At 48.1% G+C, this 14,230-nt stretch carries 13 protein-coding genes; 4 read left to right on the top strand and 9 right to left on the bottom strand.

Annotated elements, in window-relative coordinates; translation table 11 throughout:
• Positions 1 to 8: 8 nt before the first annotated feature.
• The 8 genes from OGV79_RS13480 to rluE all read right to left on the bottom strand — a co-directional run bounded on the left by OGV79_RS13480 (position 9) and on the right by rluE (position 8,164).
• Positions 9 to 2,015 carry a hypothetical protein gene (locus tag OGV79_RS13480; protein ID WP_230011238.1) on the bottom strand — a complete coding sequence of 669 codons (2,007 nt, stop codon included), beginning with the start codon at positions 2,013 to 2,015 and terminating at the stop codon, positions 9 to 11.
• Positions 2,012 to 2,983 carry a glycosyltransferase family 2 protein gene (locus OGV79_RS13475; RefSeq protein WP_230011236.1) on the bottom strand — a complete coding sequence of 324 codons (972 nt, stop codon included), beginning with the start codon at positions 2,981 to 2,983 and terminating at the stop codon, positions 2,012 to 2,014. The genes OGV79_RS13480 and OGV79_RS13475 overlap by 4 nt, the downstream gene beginning before the upstream one ends.
• Positions 2,983 to 3,306 carry a GtrA family protein gene (locus OGV79_RS13470; RefSeq protein ID WP_230012594.1) on the bottom strand — a complete coding sequence of 108 codons (324 nt, stop codon included), beginning with the start codon at positions 3,304 to 3,306 and terminating at the stop codon, positions 2,983 to 2,985. Before OGV79_RS13470 ends, OGV79_RS13475 begins: the two co-directional genes overlap by 1 nt.
• A gap of 521 nt (positions 3,307 to 3,827) precedes the next feature.
• Positions 3,828 to 5,198, bottom strand: a complete 1,371-nt coding sequence (purB, locus tag OGV79_RS13465) for an adenylosuccinate lyase (protein WP_012132704.1) — start codon at positions 5,196 to 5,198, stop codon at positions 3,828 to 3,830.
• A gap of 3 nt (positions 5,199 to 5,201) precedes the next feature.
• Positions 5,202 to 5,843, bottom strand: a complete 642-nt coding sequence (gene hflD / locus OGV79_RS13460) for a high frequency lysogenization protein HflD (RefSeq protein WP_024130407.1) — start codon at positions 5,841 to 5,843, stop codon at positions 5,202 to 5,204.
• Between the two features lie 35 nt (positions 5,844 to 5,878).
• Positions 5,879 to 6,985 (bottom strand): tRNA 2-thiouridine(34) synthase MnmA, encoded by a 1,107-nt coding sequence (gene mnmA / locus OGV79_RS13455; RefSeq protein ID WP_199977133.1) that lies wholly within the window; start codon positions 6,983 to 6,985, stop codon positions 5,879 to 5,881.
• A 54-nt stretch (positions 6,986 to 7,039) separates the two neighbouring features.
• Positions 7,040 to 7,501: an NUDIX hydrolase gene (locus OGV79_RS13450; RefSeq protein WP_110494334.1), complete on the bottom strand. Its 462-nt coding sequence runs from the start codon at positions 7,499 to 7,501 to the stop codon at positions 7,040 to 7,042.
• Between the two features lie 9 nt (positions 7,502 to 7,510).
• Entirely contained in the window at positions 7,511 to 8,164 is a 654-nt protein-coding gene (rluE, locus tag OGV79_RS13445) for a 23S rRNA pseudouridine(2457) synthase RluE (protein WP_286468590.1), read from the bottom strand.
• 172 nt (positions 8,165 to 8,336) lie between these two features.
• Between rluE and icd the strand changes: the two genes are divergently transcribed.
• From icd to OGV79_RS13430, 3 genes are all read left to right on the top strand, one after another.
• Positions 8,337 to 9,587, top strand: a complete 1,251-nt coding sequence (gene icd, locus OGV79_RS13440; protein WP_047457457.1) for an NADP-dependent isocitrate dehydrogenase — start codon at positions 8,337 to 8,339, stop codon at positions 9,585 to 9,587.
• A 704-nt stretch (positions 9,588 to 10,291) separates the two neighbouring features.
• Positions 10,292 to 11,251 carry a Kdo(2)-lipid IV(A) acyltransferase gene (locus OGV79_RS13435; protein ID WP_286468589.1) on the top strand — a complete coding sequence of 320 codons (960 nt, stop codon included), beginning with the start codon at positions 10,292 to 10,294 and terminating at the stop codon, positions 11,249 to 11,251.
• Positions 11,252 to 11,374: 123 nt separating this feature from the next.
• Positions 11,375 to 11,506 (top strand): hypothetical protein, encoded by a 132-nt coding sequence (locus OGV79_RS13430; protein ID WP_012132696.1) that lies wholly within the window; start codon positions 11,375 to 11,377, stop codon positions 11,504 to 11,506.
• Between the two features lie 666 nt (positions 11,507 to 12,172).
• Here OGV79_RS13430 and uspF read toward each other — a convergent pair.
• Positions 12,173 to 12,601 carry a universal stress protein UspF gene (gene uspF / locus OGV79_RS13425; RefSeq protein WP_012132695.1) on the bottom strand — a complete coding sequence of 143 codons (429 nt, stop codon included), beginning with the start codon at positions 12,599 to 12,601 and terminating at the stop codon, positions 12,173 to 12,175.
• Positions 12,602 to 13,132: 531 nt separating this feature from the next.
• Here uspF and OGV79_RS13420 point away from each other — a divergent pair.
• Positions 13,133 to 14,227 carry a NapC/NirT family cytochrome c gene (locus OGV79_RS13420; protein WP_286468588.1) on the top strand — a complete coding sequence of 365 codons (1,095 nt, stop codon included), beginning with the start codon at positions 13,133 to 13,135 and terminating at the stop codon, positions 14,225 to 14,227.
• Positions 14,228 to 14,230: the final 3 nt, after the last annotated feature.

Raw genomic sequence — 14,230 nt, 5'->3', positions numbered from 1 at the left:
CTTCTTATTCAATTTATCGAAACGCTATCGCAGGAATCATTCAGGCCTTTATTTATACGCAACTCCAACTGGGCGTATTTATTATGCAGCGATATTTCTACTTCTCTCCCCGGTTCGATATGCAATCGCCCACTATCTTCTGCTGATGAATATGAAACATATACGCCGTCTCCATTTTTACAAGTCGTGCTTGTTGACTTGATGGTTATAACGTCTCTCAGAGGGATGAATCTGATAACAGTATCAAGATTTTTACCTGGATGAGTGTTTATGCCAAAATCGTTGGTTCTTGAGAACCATGCAGCACCATCACCAAGCTCAATGTTGGATGTCATTAGCGACAATACTTTATCATTTTCATATTTATCTTGCCATTCTGGGTAATGCTTTGAAAATTTAAAAATAAAATCTTTGACTTCGCTAGTTGTGAATGGAGATGTTTTTTTATAAACAACTCCAAATGCTCCGTTCGCAAGTTGGAATCTTTTAATTTCTTCATAGTGAGACCCCAAGCCCTTACCGGACATAACTTCATTGGCCGTTATTTTTATTACCTCCTGCCCATGAGGAAGATGAGTATCTATCGGCGTAACAACCACTAAATATTCAGATAGTAAGGAATCAATAGGTATCCCATCACGTAAATCTACTTGCGGGGTTAGCTTGATTCTATTGTCGAGAGAGCCTTTTGCCATATATTTGAGCATGCTTTGATTAAGCACCCCACCTGAACTAATCACTGATACATATTTAACATTACCAGTCAGGACTCTCTCTTTAATATAGCTAATCATATTGAGATAATTTTCATAATTATCTAACTTAAGTTGGTAAACCTTTTCAGGGAAAAATGTCCTGCCAAACCAATCAGAAAATAATGAACGGTAAATAGATACAGAAGTAATTAAGATGGAGAATAATATCATTACAACAATTGATTGCGCTTTTAGTTCACTATTTTTTATGTTATCCAACAGTTTGGTTGTGACTATTAATAATGGGATGAGCATCCATGTTACGAATGGTATCTCATGCTGATGCCCTGGTGACTGTGTGCGCACAAATAGGATATAGCTTAACACAAAAATAAAAGAAATGATGAAGATTATTTTTCGGGAGCTTTTAATTGTAAAATATGAAATAAAAAAACTAAGTGAACAACTAACAAATAAAAAATATCCAATGTGAGCTATAGTCTTATAGATGCTCTCCATCACCGGCAGACCATAAGCCGAATAGATAGACGAGTAGTCTGTTGTTATAGCTCTTATTGCAACATCTTTTTGAAAAAAGATCACAAGTAGAATACTTGTTGCTCCTGCTATTGAAAAGTTTATAACTATATTAATTAGTGCATTTTTATAATTTGTGGCTTTGTTCCAAATGAGATCTGCTAAAGGGAGAGCTAAGTATGTAGCTACAATCGTATATGCATACCAACGACGCAATACAAATGGCAGCCATAAGAGAAAACCAACAAATAATGCTCGCTTAAGATCAATCTTGAAAGAGAATGAATGGTGCTGCATATAATAAATGCAGAAAAGCAGCGGTATCATAGCAACAATGTCAGGGTAACCCCTGAGAATTGGTTTCCAATAGCCTACAAAACTTACCGATATCAATAAACACACTGCAAATGTTGCATTGCTCCGAATATTAGTGGCATCTCTTACAATAAGATATGTCAAGTAAGAAACGGGTATCAAATAGCATACGGCAATGGCAGAAATAAAAATAAACCTAGAACCGCCAAATATAAAGTAGATGGGGGCTATAATCGAAGATGCTAAAGGATTGTAGTCTTGGCTATAAACCTCGTGGAGGGTTTTTGATAGATATTGAGCTGGGTCGTCAAATAGCATTGAACTATAATCAGCGTACATTTTCCAATACGCTAGGAAATCGAACGAGTAAATGTCATTTTCAGTTGATGTGTAAAAATATGATGTCATCAGGCAAATGACTAACGCCATAGTTAAGTATATTAGCTTATTAAATGATTCATTTCTCATTTATAGATTCCACCATCCTCTTTAAATCCTGATGTTCTCTCAGTAAAAAATTTTGGTCTTTTCTTAGATTCCATATAAATTTTACCGATATATTCACCGATTACACCAAGGCAAAGCATTTGAACCCCTCCTATAAACAGGACAGCCAAAATCATCGACGCCCATCCACTAACGGTATGTCCAAGAAAATACTGAGCAAGGGTATATATAACTCCAATTGATGAAAGTATAGAAATAATAAAACCTAAAGCGGTTACGATCCTTAATGGCGTTACCGAAAACGATGTGATTCCTTCAAGTGCAAGAGCCAGCATTTTTCTAAGCGGGTACTTTGATTCTCCGGCTGCTCGCTCATGACGAGAATAGTACACTTTATCACTTGGATATCCGATCAGGGGGATAAGACCCCGAATATATAGGTTTTGTTCTTTATACTGTAAAAGGGAGTTGAGCGCCCTTCGACTTAACAGCCTAAAATCAGCATGATTTTCAACCTGATTTACACCAAGCCTGGTCATTACCTTATAGAATGCTTCTGCTGTAAACTTCTTAAAAAAACTATCTGAGGTTCTGTCGTTCCTTACTCCGTATACTATGTCGTGACCAGAGAGATAGGAGTCAACCATTTTTTCAATCACAGCGGTGTCATCTTGCAAGTCAGCATCAATACTTACAGTAATGTCAGATGTAGTGCATGATGATAACCCTGCCATCAATGCAGTCTGATGGCCTTTATTTCGTGAAAGTTTTACCCCTTTCACCAGACAACTGTCACTTGATGCTTCTTCTATTAATCGCCAGGTATTATCTTTGCTTCCATCATCAACAAAGACTATATGACTTTCTCTGTCTATTTTCCCTTTGTCTTTCATTTCACTCATACGAGATGATAACTCATTAAGACAAAGGCTAAAAACATCTTGCTCGTTATAGCAAGGCACAACAATGGAAAGAACAGGCGCTTTCATTATTTCATTACCCAGAGTTTATTAATTAAAAAACCAGAGATTGTATAGAAAAACATCCCTGCCAGCTGGATTAAATATTTATTTTCAAAACCAAATGCTATAGTTGTTTTCATGGCTATGAGATTGATGACGTAGCAGGCTGCACAACATACAATGAACTTAACCAACCTTCTGAATGATGGCTTTGACGAGAAAGTAAAATATGTGTTAAGGACGTAACTGAACAATATCCCAACAACATAGCCAGAAAAATTAGATACATACAAGCCGAAGCCTGAGGCTGTAAGGGCAAGTATCACGCAAGCTGTGACTGCCGTATTCATACCGCCGACAATGCAGTATCTAATGGCCTGATTTTGGTAGACCGCAGACAGTTTTATGTCCATGAGATAGATAGCTTTAACATGTGAAAAATCAGTGAATTCTGAAAGAGTGCAAGTGTAGCATTAACGCGGTACTTGATCGACCAGCGCGTTAGAGAAGCCCACTTAAGGCCGGGGATTTCTCAGTGCTTCGGCGAGGTTTTTTGTTGGTTTTCGGTATGGATTTTGGGGGCGGATCTGGGGGCAAATAGTAGGTTAGGGGCAACTTTAGGGGCGATAAAATACCTGATATTGTCTGCTATTGTCCGATAACTACATTCCCCAACTTCTTGATATTGTTATAAATGCATGTTTCTTAAACTGTTTATTTTTTTCATTCGCAGTTTAACGCTGATTATGTTGCGGCGGGGATAAACATTTCGTAAACCGGGGGGAGAGTTATGCCGGATGAGTCTCCGGCATTGGGGGCGCTGAATATCGGCCGGATAAGATGCGTTAGCATCGCTATCCGGCAGGGGGGATTACTTCAGCTCGTCAACCATAGTGATGGCGCGACCAATATAGTTGGCCGGGGTCATCGCCTTCAGGCGCGTTTTCTCTTCTTCCGGCAGGGCCAGACTGTCGATAAACTGCTTCATGCCTTCGGCGTCAACACGTTTGCCGCGCGTTAACTCTTTCAGCTTCTCGTACGGTTTCTCAATGCCGTAGCGGCGCATTACGGTCTGGATCGGCTCTGCCAGCACTTCCCAGTTGTGATCCAGTTCATCCAGCAGACGATCGCGGTTCACTTCCAGTTTGCTTACGCCTTTCAGGGTGGACTGATACGCGATCAACGCATAGCCAATACCGACGCCCAGGTTACGCAGCACGGTGGAGTCCGTCAGGTCGCGCTGCCAGCGGGAAACCGGCAGTTTGCTTGCCAGGTGTTGCAGTACGGCGTTAGCCAGGCCCAGGTTGCCTTCGGAGTTTTCGAAGTCAATCGGGTTAACCTTGTGCGGCATGGTGGAAGAACCAATTTCACCCGCGATGGTTCTCTGTTTGAAGTGGTTGAGCGCGATATAACCCCAGACGTCGCGATCGAAGTCAATCAGGATGGTGTTAAAGCGCGCGACGCAGTCAAACAGCTCTGCGATGTAGTCATGCGGTTCAATCTGTGTGGTGTACGGGTTCCACTGGATACCCAGCGACGTCACAAACTCTTCGCTGAAATGGTGCCAGTCCACTTCCGGGTAAGCGGCAATGTGGGCGTTATAGTTACCGACCGCGCCGTTGATTTTACCAAGGATTTCCACCTGGTTTAACTGGCGGAACTGGCGTTCCATGCGGTAAGCCACGTTAGCCATCTCTTTCCCCATCGTGGACGGCGTAGCCGGTTGACCGTGGGTACGGGAGAGCAGGGGAATGTCGCGATACTGAACGGACAGATCTTTGACCGCGTCGATCAGCTGACGCCAGTACGGCAGGATCACTTCGTCGCGCGCGGTTTTCAGCATCAGCGCATGAGACAGGTTGTTGATGTCTTCAGAAGTACAGGCGAAGTGGATGAACTCAGAAACCGCATGCAGTTCCGGGATATCCGCCACTTTTTCTTTCAGGAAATACTCAACTGCCTTCACGTCGTGGTTTGTCGTGCGCTCAATGGTTTTGATACGCGCGGCATCTTCTTCATTGAAGTTCGCGACGATCGTATCCAGGAAACCGTTTGCGTCGGCAGCAAAAGCAGGAACTTCCTTGATCGCTGCGTGCGCGGCCAGTTTTTGCAGCCAGCGTACTTCAACCTGTACACGGAATTTCAGCAAACCGTATTCGCTGAAAATCCCGCGCAGCGCGCTGACTTTATCGCCGTAGCGTCCATCGACAGGGGAAACGGCGGTCAGTGAGGATAATTCCATAGATCACAACTCCGGGGTTAAATGAGCAAGAATTTGTTTTGCCTGAGTGGTCAGGCGATTACGAGAAAACATTAATTGCAGGCGGCCACCGCCGACCTGGTGCCAGAGCACTGCGGCACGGATACCGGCCAGAAGCGAGGCGCGAACTTTTGCCTGCACCTGCGGGCTTTGCAGCACGGCGGGTGAGCCCGTCACCTGAATGCGCGGCCCCAGCGGGCTGATGACATCGACATAAATACCGGCCATCGCGCTCATCAGCGTTTCTGATTGCAGGTCAAAATGGTCAAGCTGACGCTGTAAGCCGTTAATGCGCTCGCCCAGCATGTCCAGCGCGCCTTTGGCGGCTGACAGTTTGCGCTCCAGCACCATCAGGCTTAGCGTATAGCGCGTCAGCTCTGCGTTCAGCCCCTGGCGGCTACTGGCATTCAGGACACCGAGCAGGGTTTCCAGACCGAGGCGAAGGTTCGCTTCGCTGCCGCCGAATACGCCCAGCGTAGAGCTGGGGTTCATATCGATAACGCTGTTCAGTGAAACGTGTAGCGCATCGGCATCACAGTGCCCCTGGTGCGCCAGCTGTTGCACCAGGCGTGCTGACTGGCAAATGCCTGCCAGTGCGAGGGTGATGTCATAATAATTCTTTGCCACGATCACTGCTTCCTTGTATCAGTTATAGAGAATAATTATACCGGCAGGGGCAGGCGCTGCTCGATAATACCGCCGCCGAGGCACACTTCTCCGTTATAAAAGACAGCCGACTGACCCGGCGTTACTGCGGCTACCGGCTCATCAAAAATCACTTCAATGCGTTCGTCATCCAGCGCTTTCACGGTGCACGGAATGTCGGTCTGGCGGTAGCGGGTTTTCACCGTGCAGCGCAAGGGGCCGCTAAACGGTTCGCGATCGACCCAGTGAAGCTGTTGGGCAATCAGGCCGACGGACATCAGACGTGGATGCTCATGACCCTGAGCGACAACCAGAATGTTATTCTCGACATCTTTATCGACCACGTACCACGGATCTTCGGTGCCTTCTTTGGTGCCACCGATACCCAGACCTTTACGTTGGCCCAGCGTGTGGTACATCAGCCCCTGGTGCTGACCGATTTCGTCGCCGTCTACGGTGATGATTCTTCCTGGCTGCGCCGGGAGATAGCGACCGAGGAACTCGCGGAATTTACGTTCGCCGATAAAGCAGATGCCGGTAGAGTCTTTTTTCTTCGCGGTGATCAGACTGAGGTCTTCGGCAATTTTGCGTACCTGCGGTTTTTCCAGTTCACCGACCGGGAACAGGCTTTGGGCGATCTGCTCATGGCCGAGTGTGTAAAGGAAGTAGCTCTGATCTTTGTTACCGTCGAGCCCGCGCAGCAGGCGGCTTTTGCCGTCCACATCCGCGCGACGGACGTAGTGACCGGTGGCGATATAATCAGCGCCCAGATCTTCAGCGGCAAATTCGAGGAAGGCTTTAAATTTGATCTCTTTATTACACAGAATATCCGGGTTCGGCGTGCGGCCCGCTTTGTACTCTTCCAGGAAGAGTTCAAAAACGTTGTCCCAGTATTCTGCGGCAAAGTTTACGGTATGCAGTTCAATGCCAAGTTTGTCGCAAACGGCCTGCGCATCAGCCAGGTCGGCTGCCGCTGTGCAATATTCCTCACCGTCGTCCTCTTCCCAGTTCTTCATGAACAGGCCTTCTACCTGGTAGCCCTGTTGTTGCAACAGCCAGGCGGAAACGGAGGAGTCGACACCGCCGGACATGCCGACGATCACTTTTTTTGGGCTTTCTGACATTGGAATACTCACGACATTGAACTTCAAGGCGGCGTATTCTATCACGCAGCCCTTTTACTTGACACCCTCTGTAAACGGCCAGTTAAATTCGCCGATGATCGTCAGCGGATAACGTTGCCCGTTCTGCCAGCAACGAATGCTCTCGGCAACCAGCGGCGAACGCAGGTTGGGGGCGTTGAGGATCGCGTCGGCGCTGACCCAGCGACAGCAGTCAATGTCGTTGTCGTGAGGTTCAGTGGCGCACATCCTGGCAAGCTCAATGGAAAACAGGAAACGCAGGAACGGCGTGTTGTCCGGCGCGATCCATTGATGCAGACGAATAAAGTGCTGGGGTTGCGCGGTAATCCCTGTCTCTTCCCAGAGTTCGCGCGCGGCGGCTTCCACCAGCGTTTCGTCGGCTTCCAGGTGTCCGGCTGGCTGATTCCAGAGCGCTTTGCCGTTAATGGTCTCTTCCACCACGAGGAATTGACCTTCTGCATGGACGATGCAGGCGACGGTGACGTGCGGTTTGAACATGGTTTTTCCTTAATCGGTAGCGTCTCGCCATTCGCCGTTGGCAAGATTATCCAGCGTGTAGTTGCCCATTGCGTAGCGGATCAGTCGCAGCGTAGGGTGGCCGACGTGCGCCGTCATACGCCGTACCTGACGGTTACGGCCTTCATATAAGGTCACTTTGAGCCAGCGGGTGGGGATACTTTTTCGTTCGCGAATCGGCGGCGTTCTCGGCCACAGCCATTCGGGTTCGTCCACTACCTCAATGCCCGCAGGCAGAGTGGGGCCATCATTGAGCGTCACGCCATTGCGCAGGGCTTCCAGCGCTTCTGCGGTGGGTTCACCTTCAACCTGAACGTAATAAATCTTACCGGTACGTTTGCCGGGCTGCGTCAGACGAACCTGCAATGCGCCATCGTTGGTGAGCACCAGAAGACCTTCGCTGTCCCTGTCCAGACGACCTGCTGCATAGACGCCCTGGACAGGAATATAGTCTTTTAATGTGCTGCGCCCGGCCTCATCCGTAAATTGCGGCAAAACATCGTAAGGTTTATTGAACAAAACCACGCGTTTTGGCTGGTTTTCTTTCCGCCGCTTAGTGACTTGTCGTGAGCTGAATCGCTCAACCCGGTGATTTCTAAAAGAAGTTTTTTGCATGGTATTTTCAGGGCTTATCAATTGCCGCATTATAGCCTAATAACGAGTGTCTTTCATGGCAGCAAACAATAGGGTAGTATTGACACGCTCATTACAAATCATTAACAAAAAAGTTGCTCTAATGCATCCGTGTCGCAGGACGCAAACGCACATGCAGCGTGATGACAGACGAGCAAACCAGAAGCGCTCGAAGGAGAGGTGAATGGAAAGCAAAGTAGTTGTTCCGGCGGAAGGTAAGAAGATCACCCTGCAAAACGGCAAACTCAACGTTCCTGAAAATCCGATTATCCCGTTCATTGAAGGCGACGGTATCGGTGTTGATGTAACCCCAGCCATGCTCAAAGTGGTCGATGCCGCTGTCGAGAAAGCCTATAAAGGCGAGCGTAAAATCTCCTGGATGGAAATTTACACCGGTGAAAAATCCACTCAGGTTTATGGCCAGGATGTCTGGCTGCCTGCTGAAACCCTGGATCTGATTCGTGATTACCGCGTGGCCATCAAAGGCCCTCTGACTACCCCGGTCGGCGGCGGTATTCGTTCCCTGAACGTGGCGCTGCGTCAGGAACTCGACCTGTACGTGTGTCTGCGTCCGGTTCGTTACTATCAGGGCACCCCAAGCCCGGTTAAACACCCTGAACTGACCGACATGGTCATCTTCCGCGAAAACGCTGAAGATATTTATGCAGGTATCGAATGGAAAGCCGACTCTGCGGATGCCGAGAAAGTGATCAAATTCCTGCGCGAAGAGATGGGTGTGAAGAAAATTCGCTTCCCTGAACACTGTGGTATCGGTATTAAGCCGTGTTCCGAAGAAGGAACCAAACGTCTGGTGCGTGCGGCGATTGAATATGCCATCGCTAACGACCGTGATTCTGTGACCCTGGTTCACAAAGGCAACATCATGAAGTTCACCGAAGGCGCGTTTAAAGACTGGGGCTACCAGTTAGCGCGTGATGAATTCGGCGGCGAGCTGATCGACGGCGGCCCGTGGGTCAAAATCAAGAACCCGAACACCGGCAAAGAGATCGTGATTAAAGACGTGATCGCCGATGCGTTCCTGCAACAGATCCTGCTGCGTCCGGCTGAGTACGACGTGATTGCCTGTATGAACCTGAACGGCGACTACATCTCTGACGCCCTGGCGGCGCAGGTTGGCGGTATCGGTATCGCGCCGGGCGCGAACATCGGTGACGAGTGCGCGCTGTTCGAAGCGACTCACGGTACTGCGCCGAAGTACGCGGGCCAGGATAAAGTTAACCCGGGCTCCATCATTCTGTCTGCTGAGATGATGCTGCGCCACATGCAGTGGTTCGAAGCCGCAGATCTGATCGTCAAAGGGATGGAAGGCGCGATTGCCGCGAAGACCGTCACTTACGATTTCGAACGTCTGATGGAAGGCGCTAAGCTGCTGAAATGTTCAGAGTTTGGCGACGCGATCATCGCAAATATGTAATCCAGTTTCTGGGTTAAACAAGAACGGGAGCCTGAGGGTTCCCGTTTTTTATTATTAGCATTCGAACTTGTTTTTTGAATGTCGAATTCGCAGAGGACTAAGACGATACTTCGCAAGTCTCCAGACGGGGAAGATGTGCATCTGCCAGTGACTCAGACGATTAGCCCATCAGCGGATGTGGCTACGGAGCATTGTGCAAAACGGGCATGAACAACCTGGAACGGGTGAAGCGTCACAGGTTCCCAAAAATGTTGTCTGCGGCTCAGTACCATGCTGACTGTAAAAACTTCCCAGAATCTTACTTTCGAGTGTGCGAACGTTATCAGGAGCCGTACCGGGTACTACGTTGGGCGGCGATTTGAATGCCAGGCAACTGAACGACGAGGCTGCCAGTGATATGGCGAATATGTTTCTGACTTTCATCTGATGATTACCCTTCTCACTAAAAGTTATGTAATAACATAACCTCAATTGTGCTTAATGAATAGACCTGAAATTGTCCGATCGGTCATGTGGCGGCGAAAAGGTAAATGACGTTTTTACGACCTCGCGGTGAGCAGGGGATAAGTCGCAAAAAATGACAAAACGACTTTTTCGTCTTTTTATAGACTTTTTGTGCTAACCGGGGCTTTAGTTTTCCCCTCTTTGTAATAGTCAGATAGCTAACACCGCAGTTATCAGTAAATCGGAACGTATTTTACTCAATGACGAGACTCCCAACATTTTCATTCGCTTTTTTTCATCCTCGCTACTGGCTGCTATGGCTGGGTATTTTCTTCTTACGATGTGCTGTTTTGCTGCCTTATCCCATTCTGCTCAGGCTTGGCGCTTGTCTGGGGAGAGTGGCCATGCGCGCATTGCCTCGCAGGGTAACAATAGCCCGTCGCAACCTGGAACTTTGCTTTAAGGCGCTACCTGCGAAGGAGCGTGAAAAATTACTGATTAAAAATTTTGAGTCGGTAGGCATGGGGGTACTTGAAACCGGTATCGCCTGGTTCTGGTCAGACAGGCGTTTACGCAAATGGTTTACGGTTACGGGTTATGAACATATGGAAAGTGCGCGAGCTGAAAATAAAGGCGTGCTTCTCATCGGTATGCACTTTCTTACTCTTGAACTTGGGGCGCGCATATTTGGGATGCTCAATCCGGGCATTGGCGTATACAGGCCGAACAATAACGCGCTGTATGACTGGTTGCAGACGCGGGGACGTCTTCGCTCAAATAAAACCATGCTCGATCGCTATGATTTAAAAGGCATGATACGAGTGCTCAAACAAGGTGAGATTGTCTGGTATGCACCTGATCATGACTATGGCGCTCGTAACAGCGTGTTTGTTCCTTTTTTTGATGTTCCCGATGCGGCGACTACCGCCGGCAGTTACATACTTGTCAGAAGCGCCCGCCCGGCGGTTGTTCCTTTTGTTCCCCGACGCCGAGCGGATGGAAGAGGGTACGAGCTGATCATCCTCCCGGATATCGGCCATGAACTGTATGACGAGGGCAAGGAAACCGTTGCGACCAGAATGAATCGGGCGATTGAACGCGCAATCAACCTGGCTCCTGAACAATATATGTGGCTACACCGTCGCTTTAAGACCCGACCAGCAGGCAAGCCGGCCCTGTATGGGAAGAAAGAAAACGCGATTGAGAGTAACGGCGAATAGCTCGCTTCCTGGTTTCAAACCGCCTCCGGGCGGTTACTGGTCAATAATGCCGTCATAAACCTGTCATGTGTTCGTGCTATTGGGAATTTAGTCATTCATTTTCTGCGGTCAGGGGAGGTGAAAATGGGCACGGAACATGAACGCATTCGGTCAGTATTAACGGGGCTGCTTATCGCGCTGCTGATGCTGCTTGTCATGGCCGGGTGGCCTTATCTTGTGCGTATGATTTCCGGTTATATCGCCGGGTATCTGTAAATATGCACCTGAGGATAAACAAGAACGGGAACCTGTCAGTTCCCGTTTTTTTATGTCAGTAGAATGGCGTGTTGTGAGAGTGACGACTCTGCACCTGCAATCACCAGCCAGGCAGCGTACCCCCGACACTCCACTCTTCGGAGCCAAAATCGGGTTTCTCGCCCCGGATCACACGGTTTCTTTCTTCTTTTGTCGGTTTATGGGTGGCGGCGCGGCTGGGAAGTTTCCCGGGAGTTTTTACGCAGCCGAATCCCTGACAAATTGGGCTGGCGGAAGAGGGCGCGGGTTGTACTTCTGAGTCGACACAAGCCGTCAACAATACGATTGAAATCGTGCCGGCAACTCTCTTTATGTTCATAAATATCCTTTTAATGTTTAACGACTCACATGCCCTTTTCCCTGAGAGCATGAATACTCTGGCAAAAAAAGCCCGCAACAGAGTGCGGGCAAAATCATACTGGAAGCAATGTGAGCAATGTCGTGCTTTCAATACCTGTATTAGGCGCTAAGGTATTTAGAGCAAGAGAATGATAACCATTATCATTTAATGATTCAACCATTCGTTTTATAAGGCTGTTTTTATCGGGAGTCATTCATCAGAAAACAGGTGTGATACAAGAACGGGAGCCTGTTGGCTCCCGTTTTCGCCAGGGTTAGCGAGCGGTATTAGCGTACAACCAGAACAGGGCAGTTTGCATGGCGAACAACGGCCGCAGCAGTTGAACCCAGCAGATAGGTGCTGAAACCCGGTTGATGCGACGCAATGATAATCAGGTCGGCTTCTACCGCATCCGCCAGTTTGAGGATCTGATCTTTGGGCGGGCCGTAGACAACATGGGACTGGCTCCTGCCCTCGGGGATATTGAATTGTTTAACAATTTCCTCCAGTTTGACGGCGGCCTTTGACTGAAGACCGCTTCTATCCGGGAACTCGCTGGAGTAGGCCAGACCCAGTGAGGCATAGAACGGGACAGAAGGTATTACGGCCAAAAAATGCACCTTTGCGGTTTTAGCATGCGCCTCAACCTGCGGGATGATCTGACGGGTCAAGCTGGCTTCTGAGATATCAATCGGCACCAGAATAGAACGATACATATTCACCACCTCCTGTTTGTTTTATCTCCACCTTAAGTGTACTGGACTTATCGGTTGTATAAGAAGTAATCAGATCAAAGTTATGTGAACGAGTCCGCAAGTCGTAAGAATGTAGACACAAAACGTCCACCAGAAGGTGTTACTGACATGATGGCTGTCAGGAGAATGATTTTTACCGTGAATATCGTTATGAAGCAGTAATGGGTTCCGTTTTACTTTATTTCATTGTATATTTATTTATATAACGACGGGATGTTTTCTCTCTCTTGAATCGCCATCTTAATTATTTGAAGCTTTCTCCTGATATTTAATTTAATGCCGGTTTAAATATCTATACTATGCAGTGTAACTAACTGTGTTTTAACACTTTTGTATTCATATATTCCGTTGCTGTGTAATCTGCGATCCCCTTCAAATTTACTTGCATGCTAATTCTTATTCACATCCACGCTTGATGGATATCAATAATTAACCTGCTCAGTCTAATTATTGTCTACCTCTAAAAGGGTAGTTGTCTGACGAGAATGAAGAATGAGAAAAATAAATAAAACCATTTTATGGACGATGCTGCTTTGCATCGTTCTTGGCGCAGTAATTGTTTTAGCGGGGCAATGGACGTTACATAAAACATCGAGCACTGAATTTTGTCTGTCTTGCCATACGATGCAGGCGCCTTATGAGGAGTATACGGGCTCGGTTCACTTCCAGAATCAGAAGGGGATTCGTGCGGAATGCGCGGATTGTCATATCCCGGAAGGTGGGGTGGATTACCTGGTAGCCAAGCTCCTTGCCTCGAAAGATGTCTATCATCAGTTCATCACCAAAAAAATCGACACGCCAGAGAAGTTTGAAGAACACCGTCTGGAGATGGCGCAAACCGTTTGGGCGCAGTTGAAAGCCAGCGACTCCGCAACCTGTCGTAGCTGTCATAGCATGGATGCGATGGATCTTGACGCGCAAAGCGCTGATGCCCGCAAAATGCACCAAATGGGCATTCAGGAAAAACAAACCTGTATTGATTGCCACAAAGGCGTCGCCCACTTCCCACCCGAAATAACAATGGACGACAGCGCCCTCAAAGCGCTTGAGGCCCAGTCTGCATCCACCTCCGCATCTGCAAAAACGCTCTATGCCGTAAGCAATACCGCACTTGGCGATCTGGCAACCGTCTATCCGGCCACGCAAATGCATGTCCTGAAATCGACGGAAACCTCACGGCTGGTGGAGATCCGCGGAAGCCAGATGCAGGGGAGCGAGCAGGTTATTTACTACGCGGCAGGCCAGCGGTTGATCCTTGCCAGTCTGAGTGAGAAAGGGCAGCAATCACTCAACATTCTCTCTGACTGGAAAAAAGATGATTACGGTAACGCGTGGCGGGATGTGGCGCTACAGGGCGAGTGGAGCGGCTCTGCGCTCGCCAGCCGCGAACCGATGTGGGACTACGCGCGCAAACTCGACAATGTGTATTGCGCAGGCTGCCATGCGCCGATTCCTGCGAAGCATTTTACCCTCAATGCCTGGCCCTCTGTGGCGAAAGGGATGGGGGCTCGTACCAACATCAGTGAAAACGAACTGGATATCCTGAGCCGTTACTTCCAGTACAACGCGAAAGACATGCATGAATAGTGA

Origin of the sequence: Citrobacter sp. CK185, assembly GCF_030333565.1 — a bacterium.
Classification (GTDB): Bacteria; Pseudomonadota; Gammaproteobacteria; order Enterobacterales; family Enterobacteriaceae; genus Citrobacter_B; species Citrobacter_B koseri.
Note: the sequence above shows the minus strand (reverse complement) of the source record. Positions and strands in the feature narration are given on the sequence as shown.

Excerpts from the sequence above, each read along its gene's own strand:
- OGV79_RS13480 (WP_230011238.1), bottom strand. The coding sequence starts at position 2,015 with ATGAGAAATGAATCATTTAATAAGCTAATATACTTAACTATGGCGTTA.
- OGV79_RS13475 (WP_230011236.1), bottom strand. The coding sequence starts at position 2,983 with ATGAAAGCGCCTGTTCTTTCCATTGTTGTGCCTTGCTATAACGAGCAA.
- OGV79_RS13470 (WP_230012594.1), bottom strand. The coding sequence starts at position 3,306 with ATGAATACGGCAGTCACAGCTTGCGTGATACTTGCCCTTACAGCCTCA.
- purB (WP_012132704.1), bottom strand. The coding sequence starts at position 5,198 with ATGGAATTATCCTCACTGACCGCCGTTTCCCCTGTCGATGGACGCTAC.
- mnmA (WP_199977133.1), bottom strand. The coding sequence starts at position 6,985 with ATGTCAGAAAGCCCAAAAAAAGTGATCGTCGGCATGTCCGGCGGTGTC.
- OGV79_RS13450 (WP_110494334.1), bottom strand. The coding sequence starts at position 7,501 with ATGTTCAAACCGCACGTCACCGTCGCCTGCATCGTCCATGCAGAAGGT.
- rluE (WP_286468590.1), bottom strand. The coding sequence starts at position 8,164 with ATGCGGCAATTGATAAGCCCTGAAAATACCATGCAAAAAACTTCTTTT.
- icd (WP_047457457.1), top strand. The coding sequence starts at position 8,337 with ATGGAAAGCAAAGTAGTTGTTCCGGCGGAAGGTAAGAAGATCACCCTG.
- OGV79_RS13435 (WP_286468589.1), top strand. The coding sequence starts at position 10,292 with ATGACGAGACTCCCAACATTTTCATTCGCTTTTTTTCATCCTCGCTAC.
- OGV79_RS13430 (WP_012132696.1), top strand. The coding sequence starts at position 11,375 with ATGGGCACGGAACATGAACGCATTCGGTCAGTATTAACGGGGCTGCTT.
- uspF (WP_012132695.1), bottom strand. The coding sequence starts at position 12,601 with ATGTATCGTTCTATTCTGGTGCCGATTGATATCTCAGAAGCCAGCTTG.
- OGV79_RS13420 (WP_286468588.1), top strand. The coding sequence starts at position 13,133 with ATGAGAAAAATAAATAAAACCATTTTATGGACGATGCTGCTTTGCATC.